Raw genomic sequence first — 20525 nt, forward strand, 5'->3', positions numbered from 1 at the left:
ATCCATTATAAACTTATGAAATAGACTCTACTGTATAACCTGCATCTTCCACTGCTTTTTTCAGCACATTTACATCGATCTCACGGTCATAGGAAACAACCGCTCTCTTGCCTTTTAAGCTGACATTTGCAGATACACCGTCGATCTTGTTTAAAGCACGCATTACACGGTTTACACAGTGCTCGCAGGTCATTCCGGAGATCTGGACGATCTTTTCACCGATCACAGGTCTCTCTAACTTGCTCGGTTTTTCCTTGATCTCGCTGGCTCCGCCGCCACCGCAGCATGGGCTTTCGCCTTTCATATGCTTAATGGTGCCTCTGATAGCAAAGATGGCGATCAGGATCAATATAAGGATCACAATTGCATTAACCATTTCTAAGTCCCTCTATTTCTGTAACAGGTATGCCACTGTTTACTCTTCTTCGCGGAATTTCTTATCTTTTGCTTCTTCCCGCTTTTTCTGGATAAATTTTACTCCCTGGTAGATCCCCATTCCCACTACATAGATGATAATGAGAAGAACTACCATATAGAGCATGGAACCGGATGAATTTCCCATTTTCCGCTCCTTTTCTAACATTCAGTTTATGTCACATGTGCTGTCCTGCCTGCAGACGCAGGCAGCGCACCGGATCAATGTTTCTTAGCTGCCTTATGGCTGTCCATATGATGTGCATGGGCACTGCCGCAGCTGCTGCAATGTCCGCTGCAGCCACCGCATCCACCGCCGCAGCCGCCGTTTCCGCTTCCACAGCTGCTGCAGCTGTCTTTTAATACGCCTGTGCGCTTCCAGTAGATCACCAGACCGCAGTAGCCAAATACAAGGAGCAATATAATTACATTTGCTATCATAAAATTCCCTTCTTTCTTAATGGAAACATGAAACAATGGATATCTGCCATATTCATTTTACCACAATCATGCAGTTTTAAAAAGGGGACCGGATGTTTCCACCCGGCCCCTTTATTATGCCGGTTTAATATACCGACGCTTGTTTTTCTTCTGCGCTCATTATGACGCGGACTGTACAGAACGCTTGGAATAGGTCTTCTGATCCTTATATGGATCTGGACGGAACAGCATATACAGCATGAACAGTAGCACTACGAATGCCACAACTGTGCCTGCACCGAAGGAACCATAGAATAAGAAGCTGCCGATCTGGTATACGCAAAGAGTAACAGCGTAAGCAAATACGTTCTGGAACAGGATCGCAAACCAGAACCACTTTCTATCCTGCATCTGCTGGGCCATTGTAGAAATAGCTGCAAGACAAGGAGAGTCAAGGAGGTTAAACAGCAGGAAGCTGAATCCGGCTAAAGCGGTTGGGAACCACATTCCAACACCTTCTGCAACAGTTTCTGCATCTTCAACGTCACCAGCAACATTTGCAAGTACGCCCATGGTAGAAACGATACCTTCCTTTGCACTGAAACCGGAGATTGCAGCTGCAACCGGCTGCCACTCGCCCCAGCCAAGAGGAGCAAAGAGAGGCGCGATCGCACCACCAATGATAGCCATAAGGCTGTCTGCGGAATCTTCAACAATGCCAAAGGAACCATCAGCAAATCCAAAAGTAGAAAGCAGCCACATTACTACGCAGGCAAGGAACAGGATAGTACCAGCTTTGATGATAAAGCCTTTCAGTCTTTCCCAAACATGCATCAGAACAGTCTTAGCAGATGGGATATGGTACTGTGGAAGCTCCATAACGAATGGAGCAGGTTTTCCGGAGAATGGTTTTGTTTTCTTTAACATGATAGCTGCTACAAGAACAGCTACGATACCTACAAAGTACATGATAGGAGCCATCATTCCGGCTACATCCCAGCCAGTTACATAGCCAGCCATAACGCCGCCCATTAAAGCGATTACAGGAAGCTTGGCACCACATGGGATAAAGGTTGCTGTCATGATTGTAAGTCTTCTGTCGTTATCCTGCTCGATGGTCTTGGAAGCCATGATACCTGGGATACCACAACCGGAGGAGATCAGTAACGGGATGAAGCTCTTACCGGACAGACCGAAGTGACGGAATACACGGTCCATAACGAATGCGATACGTACCATGTAACCGCAGTCTTCCAGGATGGACAGGAACAGGAACAGGATCGCCATCTGAGGAACGAAACCAAGTACTGCTCCCAGACCGCCGATGATACCATCAACAACCAGGCTTAAGATCAGATCGCTTGCGCCGGCATTCTCAAGGAAACCGCCAACAACTTCCTGAATAGCACCTACAAATGTATCGTTGGTCCAGTCAGTTACGAATGTACCGATGGTAGTTACGGAGATGTAGTATACGATCCACATTACCAGCATGAAGATCGGGATACCTAAGAAACGGTTGGTAACGATCTGGTCGATCTTATCAGATACGGTCAGCTTCTCGCCGCTCTTCTTAACAGCAGTTCCAACTACCTTCTGGATGAACTTGTAACGCTCGTCAGTTACGATACTTTCCATATCGTCATCATGAGCTTCTTCAATTGCTTTTCTTGCGTTCTCAACAACAGACTTGCCGGAAGCGGAAAGTGGAGTACTCTCAACTACCTTGCTGTCGTTTTCAAGGAACTTAACTGCATACCATCTCTTCTTGTTCTCAGTGATGTCTGCCGGCAGTACGCTTTCAACCTCAGCTACTGCTGCCTCTAATTCCTTGGAGAAGATCTCCTTAGGAAGATCAACTTCTTTCTTCTTAGCAACCTTAACCGCTTCGTCGATCAGCTTATCAAGACCGGTCTGCTTCAATGCAGATGTTTCAACGATCGGACAGTCAAGGAGCATGGAAAGACGCTCGATATCGATCTTGATACCTCTCTTAGCAAGCAGGTCTGCCATGTTTAATGCGATAACAACCGGAATACCGGTTTCGATCATCTGAGTGGTCAGATATAAGTTACGCTCAATGTTTGTTGCGTCAACCAGGTTAACGATAACGTCTGGATCATCCTTTAACAGATAATCACGGCTGACAACTTCCTCCAGGGTGTATGGAGAAAGTGAATAGATACCAGGAAGGTCAGTTACGATAACTTCTTCACTCTGGCTCTTGCTCTTTAATTTTCCCTCTTTTTTCTCTACCGTAACACCAGGCCAGTTACCAACATACTGGTTGGCACCTGTTAATGCGTTAAACATAGTTGTTTTACCGCAGTTTGGGTTTCCGGCAAGCGCGATCTTAATTGCCATTTCCTTTTTTACCTCCATGAGTCCATTGCAAAGGACTCTTTTTAATTCTCACGGTGTGTTATGTATGATTACTTTACTTCTACACACTGAGCATCGTTCTTTCTTACAGAAAGCTCATAACCTCTTACTGTAATTTCAACAGGATCTCCTAAAGGAGCAACTTTTCTGATATAAAGCTCACTTCCTTTTGTGATCCCCATGTCCATAATACGACGTTTGTAAGCGCCATCACCTGTGATCTTAGTCACTACTACAGTGCTTCCAACTGCTGCATCACCTAAAGTCATTGCTATGTCTCCTTTCTTCTCTTTGTCATGTTTATTTATGGCTATATCACCCTTAGGCAACATGTCCATTTAAACCATGATATGTCTTGCCATATCCTGATTTATTGCAACTCTTGAATCCTTAATATTGACAATAACATTTCCACCGATGGCAGATACAACTGTGATCTCTGCTCCGGCAACAAATCCCAGGTTTTCAAGAAAACGCTTTGTTTCTTCATTTCCGCCTACTTTGCGGATGGTATTTGCTTCTCCGATCGAAGCCATTGTTAAAGGCATCTTCTTCACTCCTTTTTTCAAGTTAGTTGTTCCTATTTCAGGTTAGTCATTGCTACCCTGATCATCTTAGTTAGAATACGCTAATTTAAGTTAGTTGTCAATAATACAGGCTCTTTACATGCTGATAATTTTTCTCAATAAGGTGCATTTTTTTAATTTTTGCTGTATAATTCATAAAGATGTTGTCTATCTTCATAAATAAACTGCCGTCAGCCACAAAGGAGAGCTTCTATGACATTACAGCAAATGCGATATTTTATTGGTGCTGCTGAATCTGGTTCGATCAGTGAAGCCGCTAAACGGTCTTTTACTGCCCAGTCCAGCATTTCCGGCGCTATAAAAGAAGTGGAAAATACCTATGGGATCACTGCTTTTGTAAGAGACAGCAAAGGTGTCCGCCTTACCAGAAGCGGAGAAGAGCTTCTTATCGAATTTAAAGGAATATTAAACCGTCTGGACTACCTGGACGAAAAATTCAATGGTTCCAAAGACCGTCCTTTAGGTTTATCTGTTTCCTCCCAGCATCATATCTGCGGTATGAATTCTTTTGTATCGATCATCAAAAGCCTGAATACAGGTGCCGGACCTTATCACTGCGGTTTTCACGAATGCCGCACATCTGAAGTTATGGACCGGGTAGAACGCGGTCTGGATGATCTTGGCATCGTTTTTGTTACAGAATACAGCAAGGGCCAGATGATGCAGGAGTTAAGGAACAGAAGCATCATTTTCAATCACATTACCTATCAGACTTCCCATGTATACATATGCCGAAACCACCCTCTTGCTGGCAGCCGTGAAATCGACATGGAAGATCTGATCCAGTATCCTTTTATCACCTATGACCGGTCTTCAGATACGAATCCCGCTTATACTGACCTGATCGTTCCTTATCATCAGTTAAACAGGGTGATCCAGGTTTCTGACCGGGCTGCTTCTTATTCTGTTATGCGTTACTGTCAGGGATTTGCTGTAGGAAGCGGCTACCGGCCATTTGATGATAACTACAGCGATATCGTTTCCATTCCTATTAAAAACGGGCTGCGTCTTGAAATAGGTTGGATCGTACGCCAAAAATATACTCTTTCTGATACAGCCAGCCGTTTTGTGGATCTTTTAATGCAGGTCGAATCAGTTGTTCTGTGATTTTAAAGACGGTTTTCGTAAAAAGCGATGGAAATCCATCGCTTTTTGACGTATTCGCAGAAAACACTTCCTGTGTTATGTTTAAATCACAAAAATAATTTCTGCACAGACAGAAGAAAGGGGTATCTTGTATGGAAAAGTTAAAAGCTGTTATTAACAAGTACTGGAAGGTTTATGTTGCAGCCCTGATCATTGCTGCGGTCTGCGATCTGATCGGTACACTTAAGTTCAATATTGGAATTGGTACACTTACCTTATTTCCAATGGTATTTGCCACGATCTTTGGAGGACTTTTAGGACCGGATGCCTTTAAGCTTTTCAAAACAGAAGAATCAAAGCTTGGAGGAAGCCTTGTTTTAGTAGCCCTTGCACCTTTTATGGCAAAAATGGGAATCTCAGCAGGCGGAAATCTTGCAAAACTGGTTGCTGTAGGACCTGCGCTTCTGCTGCAGGAATTTGGTAATCTGGGAACTATCCTTCTTTCACTTCCACTTGCCCTGCTGCTTGGCCTGAAAAAAGAAGCTATCGGTGCCTGCTATTCCATCAACCGCGACTCCAACCTCGGATTAACCACTGATATCTTTGGACCGGATGCCCCGGAAACCCGCGGAACCTTTGCTGTATATATTGTGGGTTCTGTTATTGGCACCGTTTTTATCAGTGTCCTGGCTAGTATCGTAGCTTCCTGGAATATTTTTGATCCTATTGCCCTTGGCATGGCCTGTGGTGTAGGAAGCGGATCAATGATGACTGCCGCTGCCGGAACATTAGGTGAGATCTACCCGCAGCAGGCTGAAAATATTATGATCATGGGCGGCGCCAGCGATATGCTTACTGGTATCACCGGAATTTATATGGGAACATTCGTAGGTCTTCCTCTTACTAAAAAACTGTATGCAATACTGGAACCTAAAATCGGTCACAAAAACAGTAAGGAGGCTAAATAATGGTCAGAAAATACTTTTTACAGCAGCTTGGACTGCTCCTCATGGTTTCTGTTATCATGGTACTCACAAATATACTGGGCTACAAAATGCCGGTAGGTGATTCCATTGCCGGGATCCTGGTATTATGCGCCATTGCTCTTTTTGGACTTACAGTAAGTAAATTTATGAGCCAGTTTATAAAGCTTCCGTCTATGATGTATGTATCTCTTACCGGACTGCTTCTTGCATGCCCTATTTCACCGGTAAAGGACTTTGTGATCGGTGTTACATCCCAGGTCGCATTTATGGCTCCTGCCACTGCATTAGGCGCATTTGCCGGAATCTCACTTGGAAAAGACCTGAAGGATTTTGCTAAAATGGGATGGAAACTGGTGATCATCACCTTATTTGTAATCACCGGAACATTTATTTTCTCTGCCTTAGTAGCAGATGTTATCTTAAAACTTACAGGTGCCATTTAACATGAGCGAGGTAAATTTATATGGAAAAATATGATATTTTAATTAAGAACTGTCAGGTTTTAAACCCTGATATGACGGTTTCATCTACCTGTTCTGTAGGAATTAAAGACAGCTGGATCAAAAAGATCGGTCCTACAGATGAATTGATGGCTGACAGCTCTGCCAGTGAAATAATTGACGGCAAAGGAAAACTTGTCATGCCCGGCATGGTAGATGGCCATACACATACCTGCCAGCAGCTTTTAAGAGGACGTGTTGCCGATGAATATCCTATGGTATGGACCCGTTTCCTGGTTCCTTTTGAAAGCAATCTCCAGCCAGAAGATTCTTATATCAGCGGCCTTCTGGCATGTCTGGAAATGATCAAAAGCGGAACAACTGCTTTTGCTGATTCCGGCGGTGTACACATGGACCGGGTTGCAGATGCAGTTATTGAATCCGGCATGAGGGCTGCCATTGCAAAATCAACCATGGATATGGGAAATGCCATTACCGGTGCAATGAAAGAGACAGCTAATGAAGCTATCGAAAATACAAAGAAACTGTATCAGAAATATCAGGGGGCTGGCGATGGCCGTGTTGATATCTGGTTTGCTATCCGTCAGGTAATGACCTGTTCCAGGGAACTGATCGCCATGGTAGGTGAATCTGCTAAAGAATTCCATACCGGCATTCATGCCCATCTGTGTGAGCATAAAGACGAAGTCAGCTTCTGCCTGCAGAATTACAAAAAGCGCCCTGCAGAATTTCTGGAAGAAATGGGTATTCTTGGCCCCAATCTTCTTACTGCCCACAATGTAATGCTGTCAGACCACGATATTGCACTGATGGCAGAACGTGGTGTGAAAATGATTCATTGCCCAAGAGCCAACCTGTCAAACCACGGTTTTCCAAAAGCTCCCCAGATTCTGGAAGCCGGTGCAAGCCTTGGCTTAGGCTGCGATGGCGCTGCACCTTCCAACCTGGATATTTTTGACGAAATGAAGGTTCTTCGCTATGCCATGATGGCTTACTGGGGACTTCCATCTTTTAATCCTGTAGTCATGACCTGTCCTACACTTTTAAAAATGGCCTCCCAGGGCGGTGCAAATGCTCTTGGACACGGTGATATCCTTGGATCCGTTGAAGAAGGCAAGAAAGCTGACCTGATCCTGTTAAATATTGATCAGCCTCATATCACTCCAAGCCAGAATCTGGTAAATACCATCGTAGATGCTGCAAACGGACATGATGTGACCGATTCTATCATCAACGGAAAGATCGTAATGAAAAATCGTGAAGTCCTTACTCTGGATGAGGAGCGGATCCGCTTTGAAGCTGAAAAGCATATGAATGATATTATTAAACGGGCATACTAAGATATAAAAAAATGGCGGCGCTGTTTCCTGTTTTGGAAACGGGCCGTCATTTTTACAGCATTTTCTGATCATATATAAAGCTGCTTTACATTTTTTCTTTTTTTATTACCGGTTCACCACATTCACCGGATTTCCAGCTAAAAACTGTTTAAGATTTTCCACAGACATGTCCATGATCCTCTGCCTTGCTTCCTTTGGCGCCCAGGAAATATGAGGGGTAATGATGCAGTTTTTAGCTTTCAGAAGAGGATTGTCACCCTTAACAGGCTCTGTACTTACCACATCCAGTCCTGCTGCGTATACTTTTCCACTGTTTAATGCATCTGCCAGATCTTTTTCCACAATCAGCTGTCCACGGGAGTTATTAATGATGATAACTCCATCTTTCATCCTGGCAATATTATCTTTATTGATAATGCCTTCTGTAGACGGGAACAATGGGCAATGAAGCGAGATCACATCTGATTTTGCAAATATCTCATCCAGTTCCACATACTCAGCAATATCACGTCCTTTATCATTTGGATGGGAATCATAAGCCAGTACATTCATACCCATTGCCTTTGCTATTGTTCCTGTTTTCTGTCCAATACGGCCAAAACCGATGATCCCCAGTGTTTTTCCTGCCAGTTCGATCAGCGGATAGTCCCAGAAGCACCAGTCCGGAGCATTCTCCCATCTGCCCTCTTTTACAGCTTTATCATGATGTCCGATGCGATGGCAGATCTCTAAAAGAAGAGCAATGGCAAACTGTCCTACACAGTCCGTTCCATAAGTAGGAATATTGCTGACAACGATCCCTTTTTCTTTTGCATAATTAACATCGATCACATTGTAGCCTGTTGCAAGGACACTGATAAACTTAAAATCCGGGCATGCGTCCATGGTTTCTTTCGTGATCGGAGTCTTATTAGTAAAAACGACCTCTGCATTGCCAATACGATTTACCACTTCCTCTGCCGGTGTCCTGTCATAAACCGTCAATTCTCCGTATTTTTTCATCTCATCCCAGGAAAGATCTCCCGGATTTTCTGTATATCCATCAAGTACAACTATTTTCATCTGTATGTCTCCTTTGTATGTAATGTACTTACAAAATCTTTTTATACTATAGTCTTATTGTTTCTTTATCCCATCCCGATACATCGACGGTGAAACCCCAGTGACATTCTTAAATGCCCGGTTAAAGTGGGCGGCATCTTCGTAGCCTACTGCCAGGGCAATGTCTAAAAGCTTCAGGGACGAGTCTTTCATCAGTTCCTTGGCCTTTGTCATGCGCAGCTGCAATATGTAATCTCTCACTGTCATATCCAGCTGCTTTTTAAACAAACTGCTGAAGTAATTGGGGTGGAGATGGAACTGGGCAGCAATGTCTGAAAGGAGAAGCTGTTCAGAACAGTGCTTTTCCATGTATTCCTGTGCCTTTTTTACCACATATTCTTCTTTCTTTTCCTGCTGCTTTTTCAGCTGTTCCATATACAGCTGCAGGATCTGCTCCATTTTCTGTTTTAACTGACTGATGTGGGGCTGATTTTTAATCTGGGCAGCCAGATCATTATCTGACAGCTTGTAACCTGCTATAATAGGGATCAGGGTTGTATTTTTCTGCATTAATGTGTAGAGAAATGCGGAAAATACCTGCTTAAACTGTTCTTTTGCCATAGCTTCCTGGGATAAATGGGAGAAGATCCCCTGGATCTTATCTTTTGTGCCCTCTTCGTCCATGGACAAAAGCCCGGCTGAAAGATGTTCCAGTTCTTTTCCCAGATCTTCTTTTGTATAATACGGTTCTTTCGCCGGAAGATCAAAATAATCCCCCTGTGTTTCCGGACGCACACAACTTACCTCTTCTGCCTGCAGCTTTACGGAACTGTCTTTTAACCGCGGGATCAGCAATCTGAGCATGGACACAAAATTCTGTATATTCACAGGCTTTAACAGATAATCATAAGCCCCCAGCCTCAGGGCATTACGGATATAGGTATAATCATCATAGCCACTGAGCATGATCACCACACTGGGAATCTGGTTTTTGCTGATCAGCTCCAGAAGACTGATGCCATCCAGCTTTGGCATACGGATATCCGAAATGATCACATGATAGTAATCTTCTGTAAGACGGTTTAAAGCATCACTTCCATCGCAGGCACTGGATATAACAAAGATATTTTCAAAATTTTGCTTTATAATACTCCCAAGACCATCTACAATATTCTGGTCATCATCTACTAATAGGATCCGGTACATCCTGTTCCTCCTTCTTCGTCGGCTCTTCTTCCATATCATCACTCATGTTATCTTTCCATGGAAAACAAAGCATGATCATAGTTCCCATTCCTTCAGCACTTTCAATGGATACCTTATACTCCGGACCATAGTTTAAGCTGATCCGCCTGCATACGTTACGAAGTCCGATGCTGTTGCTGGAAGGACTGTCTATATCATGGCGCAGCATCTCTAACTGTTCTTCACTCATACCACATCCATCATCGGAAACCTGGATATATAGGCGGTCCTCGTCTCTATATCCCAAAATATCAATATGCAGGATCTGATGACTGTCTGTAATACCATGGATCACTGCATTTTCCACAATAGGCTGGAATACCAGCTTTAAAACATGGCAGGAATACAGCTCCCTGTCAATGCAGATGTTAAACTGAATCCGTTCATTGTACTGATATGCAAGAATAGCCCGGTAGATATTTAACTGATGGATTTCTTCTTCCAAAGGCACTTCTTTTGTGGTATTCCGAAGGCCATACTGGAGATTCTGCCCTAACAGTTCTGCCATGGTAGCTGTTTCATAATCCTGGCACATATAAGCCTTCATGTGCATGATCTCCAGAGTATTATACAGATAATGGGGATTGATCTGGGTCCTTAAAAGCTGCAGTTCTGTTTCCTGTTTTTCCTGTTGCTTTACAAATACCTCATGGATCAGCAGATCAATACGTTTTGACATTTTATTAAAAGAGGATACCAGAGTCTGAAATTCCTCTGGAAGTCCTTCTTTTGAAACTTTATTTATGTGACCCAGTTCAAAATGATTACAGGCTTCGATCAGACGGTTTAATGCCTTTAAGATCCGGCCTACCATCTGAAAGATCAGAAATATGATCCCACCTAAGATCATACCTATGGGAATGATATTTAACATCTGGATCCTTCCCATATTTCCAAAAATGTCAGACAAAGGAGTCTGTAATACCAGAGTGTAGCCATTAGCGTGGCCGATCACATTGTATACACAGGAGTTTTTATCACTGTGCTTTAATTTTCTGCTCTGGTAATTTTCTTTTCGTTCTGTTTTTTTCAGATTTTCTTTTACAAATCCCTGATAGCTTTCTTCCTGTTCTATATTTCCATACAAAAGCTTCCCGTCTTTATATACCGCAAATCTCTGATTCGGTGCCTGACGGTTCTGCTCAAAATAATTTTCCAGATAAGAAGTATCTATTCCTGCCACGCAATAGCCTACGATCTTGATCGTATTCAGATCCAGAATGCCTCTGCCAATGCATAATGAACCGCCGTCACGCATATTCATACCCGATCCTCTAAATTCCTGCGCAGCTATGAGAAGTGGCGTACCTGTTTTATAAGCAGAAATTTTTTTATACCATTCTGCCTTTTCCTTATCCAGAAAGCTAATGCCGTAATTTGCCCCTTTTGAAGTGTATACGCCGTTTCCTTCAAGATCATAAAGAGCAATAAAGCTGGTAGATTCTGTTGTAAAACGATTCTGGGCCTGAGTATTAAAATACGAATAAAAACGAAAATTTTTAAGGATGGGGCCTTCCCTTAACGTACTGCACAAATAGGGGTCATTATTCTGGGCATATAACTGGGCCGGGAAAAAGGTGGCCTGTTCCAGTTCTTTTACAGATATCTCCACCCGGTCTAACAGCTGCTCTCCTATCTGGAAATACCGGTGGGTAGCCATATTATAATTCTGGTAGGCACTTACAGTTACAAGATAACATAAAAATGCCATGGTAAGGAATATCTGCAGGCCTGCCAGAAGGATTAGCCATTTTTTAATTGAATCTGTTTTTGTCATATTTTTCTTTACATCTTTCCAATTAGCTATATATTTTTTCACTTTCTGCCATTTTTTCATATATCTATCGCACCTCTTTATATAAAAATATACAACAATCTTTGAAAATGGCAAGTAAAATTTGAATATGGTATTTATAATTTTCCTGAAAAAGCCTATACTTTGGCTACAAGTTAAGACTGTACAAGAAACATATATGAAAGGGGAAACATTATGAAAAAAAGATTTACAGCATGTATGATCGGAGCCACTCTTTTAACAGCTGCACTGACCGGTTGCTCAGGAGGAAAAACCGCTGATGCTCCTGCTTCCAGTGCAGACCAGACCACAGCTGCCGAAGCTGCCAGCACAGATGCTGCTTCCGGAGGCAAAGTAGCCATTGAGTTGTTCCATCAGAAACCAGAGAACGTAGAGCTTTACAACACTCTGGTAAACAAATTCATGGAAGAAAACCCGGATATACAGGTAAACGTTACTCTGGCTGAATCCACCACAACTACACTGATCTCCCGTGTAGCAGCAGGAAATATTCCTCAGTTAGTATCTGTATTCCCATGGAATGCATCCTATAAAGATATGTTCAGGGAAGGTCTTTTCATGGATCTGACGGATCAGGACTTTATGAAACGTGTAACTCCTTCCGTTCTGGAACGCTGCGAAGTGAATGGAAAACAGTACTCCCTTCCACTGACCACCAATTCCTTTGGTCTGTACTACAACGTAGATATTTTTAATGAACTGGGACTTACCATTCCAAAGACCATGGATGAAATGTGGGGTGTATGCGACAAGTTAGTTGAAGCCGGTATCCAGCCATTCTCCTTCCCGGATAAGAAAGCAGTCCGCATCAACCAGCAGTTTGACCGTATGCTCATTGGCTGCGTGGACCATGACTTCTATAGCAAGTGTGATGAACAGATCAATGGCAGCTACAACATTAAAGATGATCCTAACATCCGCAAATATGCAGAAACCATATTGAAGCTGCGTGAATACGGAAATCCTGATTCTCTTGGATATGATGACGAACCTGCTTATGAAGAATTTACCAGCGGAAAATCTGCTATGTACATTGATGGTTCCTGGGCAGTAACTACTTTCGAGACCATGAATCCGGATTTGAATTTCAACTGTACCGCTATTCCTGCTATTACAACTGATGATTTCTGGACCTGTGGTACTGTTGATACTGCTTATTCTATTTCTGCTGACTGCACACCAGAACAGCAGGATGCATGCATCCGCTTCCTTGATTTTCTTGTACGTGAAGATATTGCACAGGAATTCAGTGACGGTGACAAAAACCCAACTCTGATCCAGGGTGTCGAATACAACGTTCCACAGCTTAAAGAGATCAACGACTACATTGACGAAGGCAGATTTGCTCCTTCTTTAGCAAGTATTTGGACACAGGATTTAAGAAACAGCCTGGTTGTATCTGTACAGGCCCTGATCTTAGATAAGGATGTAGATACCTTCTTAGACGAATTCCAGTCTTTAGTAGAAGAATACTATACTCCTGCTGAATCTGAATCCTAATTTTTCAATTCTTATGTATTACTGGGATCTTTCTGTGATCCCAGTAATACATTCCTAAAAAAATGGAGGCAGCATCATGAAATCAACGAAAAACCGTGATCGCAATATCACACACTTTTTATATGTACTACCGAATCTGATCATGTATTCCTTTCTCTCTATTGTTCCAATTGTCCTTGGGCTGTATTATAGCTTTACCAACTGGAACGGTATCGGTAAGAACTATAAATTTGTAGGCCTTAAAAACTATATTAAAATTTTATCCGACAATCGTTTTCGGAAAGCCGTACTATTTAATATACGATATGCCGCAATGCTGATCATCTGCGTAATGCTGCTGTCTGTTGTACTTGCACTGTTAATGAACACAAAGATCCGTGGTCAGAACTGCTTCAGAGCTATCTATTTTTTTCCGGCCTGTGTCAGTATGCTGACCATTGGACTGATCTTCAACTATATTTTCTTTCAGGGAATCCCCAGTCTCGGAACTTCCCTTGGGATTGAAGCATTACAAAAAAATATTTTATCTGGCAGAAGCACTGCTATTTACGGTATCCTGATCACAAATATATGGAAAAGCGTTGCAATTCCAACAGTTTTAGTCATTTCCGCTTTGCAGACCATTCCAGGTGAGATTATCGAAGCAGCCATTGTAGATGGTGCAAATGGCCGTCAGCGTTTTTTCTACATCACCCTTCGCTACATTCTGCCTATTTTAAGTATTATTTTTGTCCTTGTCCTGAAAGAAGGACTTATGATCTACGATTACATTATGGCAATGACCTCTGGCGGACCAGCAGGCGCAACAGAAAGTATCACTCTTTCCATTTACCGTATCGGCTTTGAAGACATGAAGTTTGGATATGCCATTTCCCAGGCTATGATCGTTGCCGTTATCATTGCAGTTATTTCCATTACCCAGATCCGATTTACTGACAAAAAGAAGATCTACGATTAAAACAGGAGGTATCCCATGAAAAAAAGAAACATCTTACATGCTCTGATCTATACAGTGCTGACTCTGGGCGCTCTCCTTGTATTTTTCCCATTTTATCTTACTGTAGTTTCTTCTTTAAAGGATATGAGCGACATCTTCAGCAATTTCTTCGGCCTTCCAAGGCATATTGTTTTTGACAATTTTGCCTACGTACTCCAGCGACCGGATTATTTCATCGCACTGAAAAACTCTGCGATTATCACTGGTGTAGCCATTGTTGCCATGGTATTTTTCCTTCCCATGTGTGCTTACGCCATTTCCCGCAGAAGATTTACATCCCGTTTTTACAGCTTTCTCTACTTTTTCATGGTAGCCGGTATTTTTATCCCTTTCCAGGTAAAAATGCTTCCCATGGTAAAGTTAATGAGCAATATCGGTCTTCTTAACAGGACTGGCGCCATCCTTTTCTACATTGCAAACTCCACCTGCGAAGGTATCTTCCTTTTAGTAGGCTATCTGGCTTCCATGCCTACTGATCTGGAAGAAGCTGCCTATATTGACGGCGCTACTACAAACCAGGTGTTTTATAAGATCGTGCGTCCTATTATGAAACCTATCATATCCACAGTTGTTATCAAAAACTCCCTGTGGATCTGGAATGACTACTTTATGCCATCCCTTGTATTAAACCAGTCTAACTTAAACCGTACACTGACTTTGTACCAGTACTCATTCCGTACAGAAAACTCTACCAATTTCACTATTGTATTTGCAGTTATGCTTCTTTCTATCCTGCCGATCTTTATCGTTTACTGCCTGTTCCAGAAACAGATCGTCTCCGGCATGATGGAAGGTGCTGTCAAAGGTTAGGAGGTATATACATTGGCTTTATTACATGTGAATTTCCACTCAAAGGTCCTGAATATGGACACTAAGATCGGCGTGATCATGCCCCAGAAAATGCAGGGCATCGGTCTTGCCGGAAGCGAGCAGGCAGACAGCTTTCCAGTTCTGTGGCTGTTGCACGGACGCAGTGATGATTATACCATCTGGATGCGCCGTACTTCTATCGAACGCTACGCAGCTCCTTTAGGTCTGATGGTCATTATGCCGGAGGTAAGCTACAGCCGTTATATCAATATGAAGCATGGTCCCCGCTATTATGACTATATTTCAAAGGAACTGCCTGAATTTTGTGCAAAATTATTCCCGAAAATGAGTCGGAAACGGGAAGATAACTACATTGCCGGATTGTCCATGGGCGGCGGCGGCGCTATGTGGGTAGGTCTGCACAATCCGGACAAATATGGCTGGATCTGTATGCTTTCCACTGGAGGAGTTGCTCCACTGGAGCACCTTTGGAGAAATACAGTTGTCAGTGACTATATGTTTAAAAAATGCAATGAGGACATTTACGGCACCTCTGATTCTGATTCCCTTGCAGGAACAGAATACGACATTTTAAAGCTGATCCAGGATACTGCAAAAGAGCATACTGTACTGCCAAAAATATACCACGCTATGGGTACAGAAGATGTCCGATATCCTGTTGCCATGGAGATCAAAAAAACCTTTGAAAACCTTCCCGGTAATCCATATGAGTATGAATACCACGAAGGTCCCGGTGTCCATGAGTGGGTCTTCTGGGATGAATGGATCCAACATTTCCTTGACACTCTTGCGTTGAAAGGAGGAAACTAACATGGCTCTCATACTGGACCACTTTTATTCAGCTGCCCTTACGGAATGCAATTCCCTGACAGCTATTGTTCCTGTGGAAAACAATGAAAAAAGCTCTTATCCTGTTTTATGGCTGCTTCCCCCTGCAGGCTGCGACCACACAGCATGGCAGCGCCATACAGCTGTAGAGGATCTGGCAGATGAACTGGGCATTATCATTGTGATGCCGGATCTGAAATTAAGCTACGGGCTTGATATGATCCATGGATTTGCTTATTTCCAGATGCTTACAAAAGAGCTTCCGGAAATGGTTGCTGACTATTTCCCGGCTGACCTGGGCTTCCAGATGATCGCCGGTGTAAAGGAAGGAGGCTATACAGCCTTAAACGCAGCTCTTTCTGTTCCTGGACAGTACCATATGGCAGCATCTTACAGCTGCGGTTCTCTTACAGACGAGACTTTTGACCCAGAACTGGATAAGCAGCTGGATAATGCATTTGGAACCACTGATCTTCGCACATTGAATGGCACGGATAAGGATCTGAAAATGCTGGTTCAAACATCCAAAGATCACAATATGGTCCTTTCTTTAGAGTATTCTGAGAAAGATGACTATAAAGCTTCCTCTGCTCTTTTAGCTGACTGCATCCTGAAAAGTTCTTTTAGCAACCGGTCTGTACGGGTACAAAAAGAAGCTCTTACCTGGTCAAAATGGGCTGAAGCTTTAAAAACCGATGTTAAAAATGCTTTGAAACAGCTTTGATCAGGCAGATCAAGCTTCACAAGAAAGGATGATATCATATGACTCCTGGTGCTTATTGTGACGGGATCCAGCATGTTGGAATCCCAACAGATCATTTAGAAAATACGATCCATTTTTACGAGGATCTGGGATTCCAGGTCATCTTAAGGGCTTGTGTCCCGGAAAAGAACCAGCATGTAGCTTTTTTGCAGTTAGGAAATCTGGTGATCGAAACTTATGAGGATCCTGTGGCTCTCTGTGACGGAGCCATTAACCACATTGCCTTAAACTGCCTGGATATTGAAAAAGCCTACGAAGCTGCTTTAAACCAGAAGCATCTGGTGTTGAGCAATGGCATTGAAGCTCTTGATTTCTGGGAAAGAGGTGTGTACTTCTTTATCATCCAGGGACCAAACAAAGAGCGGATCGAGTTTTGCCAGAAACTGTAAATTTGATTTTTAGGGGAGTATTTGTATAGATCACAGAACGCGCCTTCTGGCGCGTTTTCTGTGTGGATAAAGCAAAAACAGGCTGAACATTTTTATATGACATGCAGCCTGTTTTTGCTATGCATACAGAAGAACCTGCCATGAGGCAGTTTCTGTAAGTAAACTATCCCGGCTTTAGCTGATCTTATCTTCAACTGGATAAGAATATCTGTATCCTCTGCTTAAAAATCCCATTTCCTCTAATACGCCTACCATTCTGTAAACAGTCGCCAAGCCGATAGTTGGATCCTTTTTGGAGGCCATGTAGTAGATTTCCTTACAGCTGGACCATTTTCCTTCTAATATAACATCCAGAAGGATTTTTCTCTGTCCTGTGATCCTTTTTCCTTTTCTCTGAAGTTCTCCTATGATCTGCGCTTTCTGATCTGACATAAGTCTCCTCCTTCTTTTAAGCATCACGGATATCCTGTTTTGATGCCTTTTATCCATATTTCCTACATAGTCTGTTTCATCTTTTTTATTTTATACATTTTGGATCTGTGTTATAGTTAGTTTAGACTAATTTATCTAACCGTTTATAAGATTAGCACCAACTAACTTTCTTGTCAACTGTTTTTTGATAAAAAATAAGCAACAAGTACTATCTGTTAAGGTTCTCCAGACAATACCTGTTGCTTGAGTTTACATGAAAATGACTATTCGATTATTTTAACATTAAAAGGGGATATAAGAAACCGATCCATACTACCATCAGCGCACCGCCGATACGGGTGGAAATAGAGGAGAATGCTAACAGGCTCATTCTGTCACCTGCTGTCAGCACTGCAAGATCACCGGAACCACCGATGTTGCAGCAGCAAAGACCTGCTGTAATACCGGCTTCATAGCCCCACAGACCAAAAAGTTGTCCAAAGATGATGGCTCCAATGTATGCACCAAGAACTGCTAAAACAATGATAACTAAAGCTGCTGGTGTAAAATAGCTGATCATAGTTTCAATACTAATAGAGTTAATGCCGATACCTGCGATGATCGCTGGCAGCAGTCCCTTTAACATAAAGTTCATGCCATTTACTGTGTAGTTGGTGATCTTTTCATCCATAATACCGGTGCATTTGACCACAACAGCAATGATGATCGCCCATGCAAGACCAGCGATCACTTTGGTTCCGGGAAGCTTGCCTAAAATAGTTCCTAATAAATAGATGCCAAGGCAGATAAAGATACCGCCGCAGACTTTGGCAGGATCTTCACTGAGGGCTGGAAGCTGCTCAGTGCTTTCCGTCTGCATAGTTCCTGCTTTGCGAAGGATAGCCGGATTTTCATCTGGAGATACCATCCCCAGCTTCCTTAAAATTGGTTTGGAAAGAGCACACATTAAAACAGCTACTACGTTAGAAAGTGAAACGTAGCATAAAAACATACCGGACATGCTCATCCAGTCTGTACCGGAAAGATCCGTATACAGAATAGGAATAGTTACAAGAGCACCGCCGGAGCCGCCGGACATAGTAGGCGCACCAATATCAAAGATAGCATTTAATGGGCCATATCCTGTGATAAGACCACCTAAAAAGCAGAATCCCAGTGCAAATACCTGAGAGCCTAAAATTGCAGGCAGATAACGTGAAATAGCACCTAATAAGATCTTACGGTCCATATACAGGACAGATCCACAAAGAAGGGCTGCAATGTATACGTCCTGAAAGCCGTATTTCATAAGGATAGATACGCCCTTTACAGTTGTTTCAGGAAGCAGTCCGAAATAATTTAACAATGCCGGTCCGAACATACAGAAAAGAACAGAGCCGCCTAAGTAGCTGTTTACAATGGGGATACTGTTGCCCAACCAGAAGAACAGGCCGCCTACACTCATTAAGAAGGCCAGTGTTCCCACCATTCCAACACCGGTAGTCTCACCGATCTTTACAGTTGGCATAAAGCCGCCATAAGTACAGATGATCACTACTAAAAACAGTGGTACGAAGTACTTTGCTGTAAGTCCGCAGACTTTAAATTCCACTTTTTTACCCATTTTGATTTCCTCCTTTCTATAACAGACCTTTTTCAACTTTTTTCATAATGCTTTTTACCAGACCACCATCCATAATGATGTGGTACAGGTTTTCCGGGATAGCCGGAATCGCATATGTTTTGCCGTCAGCAGTGATCTTCTGGTTGTCCAGATCTACCTGAATGATATCACCTTCCTTTACGTGATCCGCCAGATCCTGGCATTCAAGCATCAGGATACCATTTGCCACCAGAACCTCTGCCGCCTGCTCTCTGGAGGAACCGCAGCCGAAGTTGCTTCCTGCTACGATCAGGTCACCTTCCCGAAGCTTCGCTGCCAGATCCGGTCTTAAAGGCTCAAATACATGGGTTTTGATCTCGTCCATTGTCTCATAATTTAAGTGCTGTGTTGGGATAATGATATCGGTGTCAATATCATCACCAAACTTCCAGCAGCGGCCCTCAAAGGTAAGGGAACGTGTTTCTGTCTTCTCTTCCTCTGCCGGAGCCAGTTCTTTTAAGGTGCCGCCAGTGGTTCCGCCGATGAATACACTTTTGATCTTTACTGCTGACAGTTCAGAGAGAGGTTTGATCTCTGTGCAGCCACCTGGAAGTGCTGTTACTTCCCGGGTTTTAACTGCATCAAAGATGTATGTACTTGTTTCGCTGTCTGCTGTGTTCGTATTGAATGCTGCCGGTTCCCCTGTTACTTGCATATTCTTTATATTTCTCACGGATCATTTTAAAATAATCATTGATCTGGGCCAGAAGATCCATATCCAGATGAGGATCAAATCCGGTTCCCTTTAAGCAGGTAACAATACTTTCAAGCGGCGGATGAGATGGGCTTAAAGATAAGGAGGAAACATCGCAGTCTACTGTGCAGGCACCAGCCTTAATGGCCTCCCAGTAACAGATATCAGCCATGCCACCGATGCAGTGTGCATGAAAATGAACAGGAAGTCCTACTTCTTTGCGCACTGCGCTGATCACATCAGAAACCTGCTTTGGATTTATCATTCCCGCCATATCTTCAATATGAATAGCTTTTACGCCCAATGCTGCGTAGTCCTTTGCCATCTGCACATATTTTTCCAATGTATGTACCGGACTGATGGTATAGCAGATATTTGCCTCAGCAACCTTGCCGTTTTTAACAACTGCCTTAATAGCTGTCTCTGTATTTCTCACATCATTTAAGCCGTCAAATACCAGGAACTTGTCAATTCCTGCTTTTGCAGCCAGTTCTACAAACTTCTCCACAACATCATCTGGATACTGCTTATAGCCGATCAGATTCTGTCCACGAAGAAGCATTCTTAGCGGAGTCTTCTTACAAAGCTTCTTAAACTCTCTTACACGATCCCAGGGATCATCCCCCCTATATCCGTTTGCATATCATCAACCAAGTCGTTTCCTTAGTTAT

The 20525-nt window shown here is 43.0% G+C and carries 22 protein-coding genes and 1 pseudogene; 10 read left to right on the plus strand and 13 right to left on the minus strand.

All coding sequences use genetic code 11. The annotated features are described in order from the left end of the window. Nucleotides 1-13: 13 nt before the first annotated feature. From DW251_RS02490 to DW251_RS02510, 6 genes are all read right to left on the minus strand, one after another. Nucleotides 14-376, minus strand: coding sequence for a heavy metal-associated domain-containing protein (locus DW251_RS02490; protein WP_021869363.1), 363 nt, complete (start codon nt 374-376; stop codon nt 14-16). Nucleotides 377-415: 39 nt separating this feature from the next. Next, complete coding sequence (locus DW251_RS17865) at nt 416-562, minus strand: hypothetical protein (RefSeq protein WP_021869364.1); 147 nt, start codon at nt 560-562, stop codon at nt 416-418. A gap of 74 nt (nt 563-636) precedes the next feature. After that, entirely contained in the window at nt 637-855 is a 219-nt protein-coding gene (locus DW251_RS02495; RefSeq protein WP_118300119.1) for a hypothetical protein, read from the minus strand. Between the two features lie 159 nt (nt 856-1014). Further along, entirely contained in the window at nt 1015-3198 is a 2184-nt protein-coding gene (feoB, locus tag DW251_RS02500; protein WP_118300120.1) for a ferrous iron transport protein B, read from the minus strand. Nucleotides 3199-3266: 68 nt separating this feature from the next. Next, nucleotides 3267-3485: a ferrous iron transport protein A gene (locus DW251_RS02505; protein WP_021869367.1), complete on the minus strand. Its 219-nt coding sequence runs from the start codon at nt 3483-3485 to the stop codon at nt 3267-3269. A 69-nt stretch (nt 3486-3554) separates the two neighbouring features. Beyond that, complete coding sequence (locus DW251_RS02510) at nt 3555-3764, minus strand: FeoA family protein (RefSeq protein WP_118300121.1); 210 nt, start codon at nt 3762-3764, stop codon at nt 3555-3557. A gap of 231 nt (nt 3765-3995) precedes the next feature. Between DW251_RS02510 and DW251_RS02515 the strand changes: the two genes are divergently transcribed. From DW251_RS02515 to DW251_RS02530, 4 genes are all read left to right on the plus strand, one after another. Beyond that, complete coding sequence (locus tag DW251_RS02515) at nt 3996-4910, plus strand: LysR family transcriptional regulator (protein WP_021869369.1); 915 nt, start codon at nt 3996-3998, stop codon at nt 4908-4910. Between the two features lie 131 nt (nt 4911-5041). Continuing rightward, nucleotides 5042-5857, plus strand: a complete 816-nt coding sequence (locus DW251_RS02520) for a DUF3100 domain-containing protein (RefSeq protein ID WP_021869370.1) — start codon at nt 5042-5044, stop codon at nt 5855-5857. After that, nucleotides 5857-6318, plus strand: a complete 462-nt coding sequence (locus DW251_RS02525) for a hypothetical protein (protein ID WP_021869371.1) — start codon at nt 5857-5859, stop codon at nt 6316-6318. Before DW251_RS02520 ends, DW251_RS02525 begins: the two co-directional genes overlap by 1 nt. Nucleotides 6319-6338: 20 nt before the next feature. Then, a complete protein-coding gene (locus tag DW251_RS02530) occupies nt 6339-7676 on the plus strand; it encodes an amidohydrolase (protein WP_021869372.1) in 1338 nt (445 codons plus the stop codon). 105 nt (nt 7677-7781) lie between these two features. Here the strand turns inward: DW251_RS02530 and DW251_RS02535 are convergent, their stop codons facing one another. The 3 genes from DW251_RS02535 to DW251_RS02545 are packed head-to-tail and all read right to left on the minus strand — an operon-like array spanning nt 7782 to nt 11799. Further along, a complete protein-coding gene (locus tag DW251_RS02535) occupies nt 7782-8738 on the minus strand; it encodes a D-2-hydroxyacid dehydrogenase (protein ID WP_118300122.1) in 957 nt (318 codons plus the stop codon). 54 nt (nt 8739-8792) lie between these two features. Further along, nucleotides 8793-9923 carry a response regulator gene (locus tag DW251_RS02540; RefSeq protein WP_182433559.1) on the minus strand — a complete coding sequence of 377 codons (1131 nt, stop codon included), beginning with the start codon at nt 9921-9923 and terminating at the stop codon, nt 8793-8795. Further along, entirely contained in the window at nt 9898-11799 is a 1902-nt protein-coding gene (locus tag DW251_RS02545; protein ID WP_118300124.1) for a histidine kinase, read from the minus strand. The genes DW251_RS02540 and DW251_RS02545 overlap by 26 nt, the downstream gene beginning before the upstream one ends. Before the next feature lie 153 nt (nt 11800-11952). Between DW251_RS02545 and DW251_RS02550 the strand changes: the two genes are divergently transcribed. From DW251_RS02550 to DW251_RS02575, 6 genes are all read left to right on the plus strand, one after another. Further along, complete coding sequence (locus DW251_RS02550; RefSeq protein WP_118300125.1) at nt 11953-13278, plus strand: extracellular solute-binding protein; 1326 nt, start codon at nt 11953-11955, stop codon at nt 13276-13278. Nucleotides 13279-13354: 76 nt separating this feature from the next. Beyond that, nucleotides 13355-14236, plus strand: coding sequence for a sugar ABC transporter permease (locus DW251_RS02555; RefSeq protein ID WP_118300126.1), 882 nt, complete (start codon nt 13355-13357; stop codon nt 14234-14236). A gap of 15 nt (nt 14237-14251) precedes the next feature. After that, entirely contained in the window at nt 14252-15085 is an 834-nt protein-coding gene (locus tag DW251_RS02560) for a carbohydrate ABC transporter permease (protein WP_118300127.1), read from the plus strand. 12 nt (nt 15086-15097) lie between these two features. Then, nucleotides 15098-15916: an alpha/beta hydrolase family protein gene (locus DW251_RS02565; protein ID WP_118300128.1), complete on the plus strand. Its 819-nt coding sequence runs from the start codon at nt 15098-15100 to the stop codon at nt 15914-15916. A gap of 1 nt (nt 15917) precedes the next feature. Next, entirely contained in the window at nt 15918-16658 is a 741-nt protein-coding gene (locus DW251_RS02570) for an alpha/beta hydrolase-fold protein (RefSeq protein ID WP_021869379.1), read from the plus strand. 38 nt (nt 16659-16696) lie between these two features. Beyond that, nucleotides 16697-17086, plus strand: coding sequence for a VOC family protein (locus tag DW251_RS02575; RefSeq protein WP_021869380.1), 390 nt, complete (start codon nt 16697-16699; stop codon nt 17084-17086). Between the two features lie 174 nt (nt 17087-17260). Here the strand turns inward: DW251_RS02575 and DW251_RS02580 are convergent, their stop codons facing one another. From DW251_RS02580 to DW251_RS02595, 4 genes and pseudogenes are all read right to left on the minus strand, one after another. Further along, nucleotides 17261-17518, minus strand: coding sequence for a transcriptional repressor (locus tag DW251_RS02580; protein WP_021869381.1), 258 nt, complete (start codon nt 17516-17518; stop codon nt 17261-17263). Nucleotides 17519-17789: 271 nt separating this feature from the next. Continuing rightward, a complete protein-coding gene (locus DW251_RS02585; RefSeq protein ID WP_021869382.1) occupies nt 17790-19121 on the minus strand; it encodes a 2-hydroxycarboxylate transporter family protein in 1332 nt (443 codons plus the stop codon). 16 nt (nt 19122-19137) lie between these two features. Then, nucleotides 19138-19815, minus strand: coding sequence for a hypothetical protein (locus DW251_RS02590; RefSeq protein ID WP_347474605.1), 678 nt, complete (start codon nt 19813-19815; stop codon nt 19138-19140). Further along, nucleotides 19742-20467 (minus strand): annotated as a pseudogene (locus tag DW251_RS02595) (oxaloacetate decarboxylase subunit alpha); the annotation flags it as partial. The pseudogene DW251_RS02595 and the gene DW251_RS02590, both read right to left, overlap by 74 nt. Nucleotides 20468-20525: the final 58 nt, after the last annotated feature.

It is taken from the genome of Clostridium sp. AM22-11AC (genome assembly GCF_003473545.1).
GTDB lineage: Bacteria > Bacillota > Clostridia > Lachnospirales > Lachnospiraceae > Enterocloster.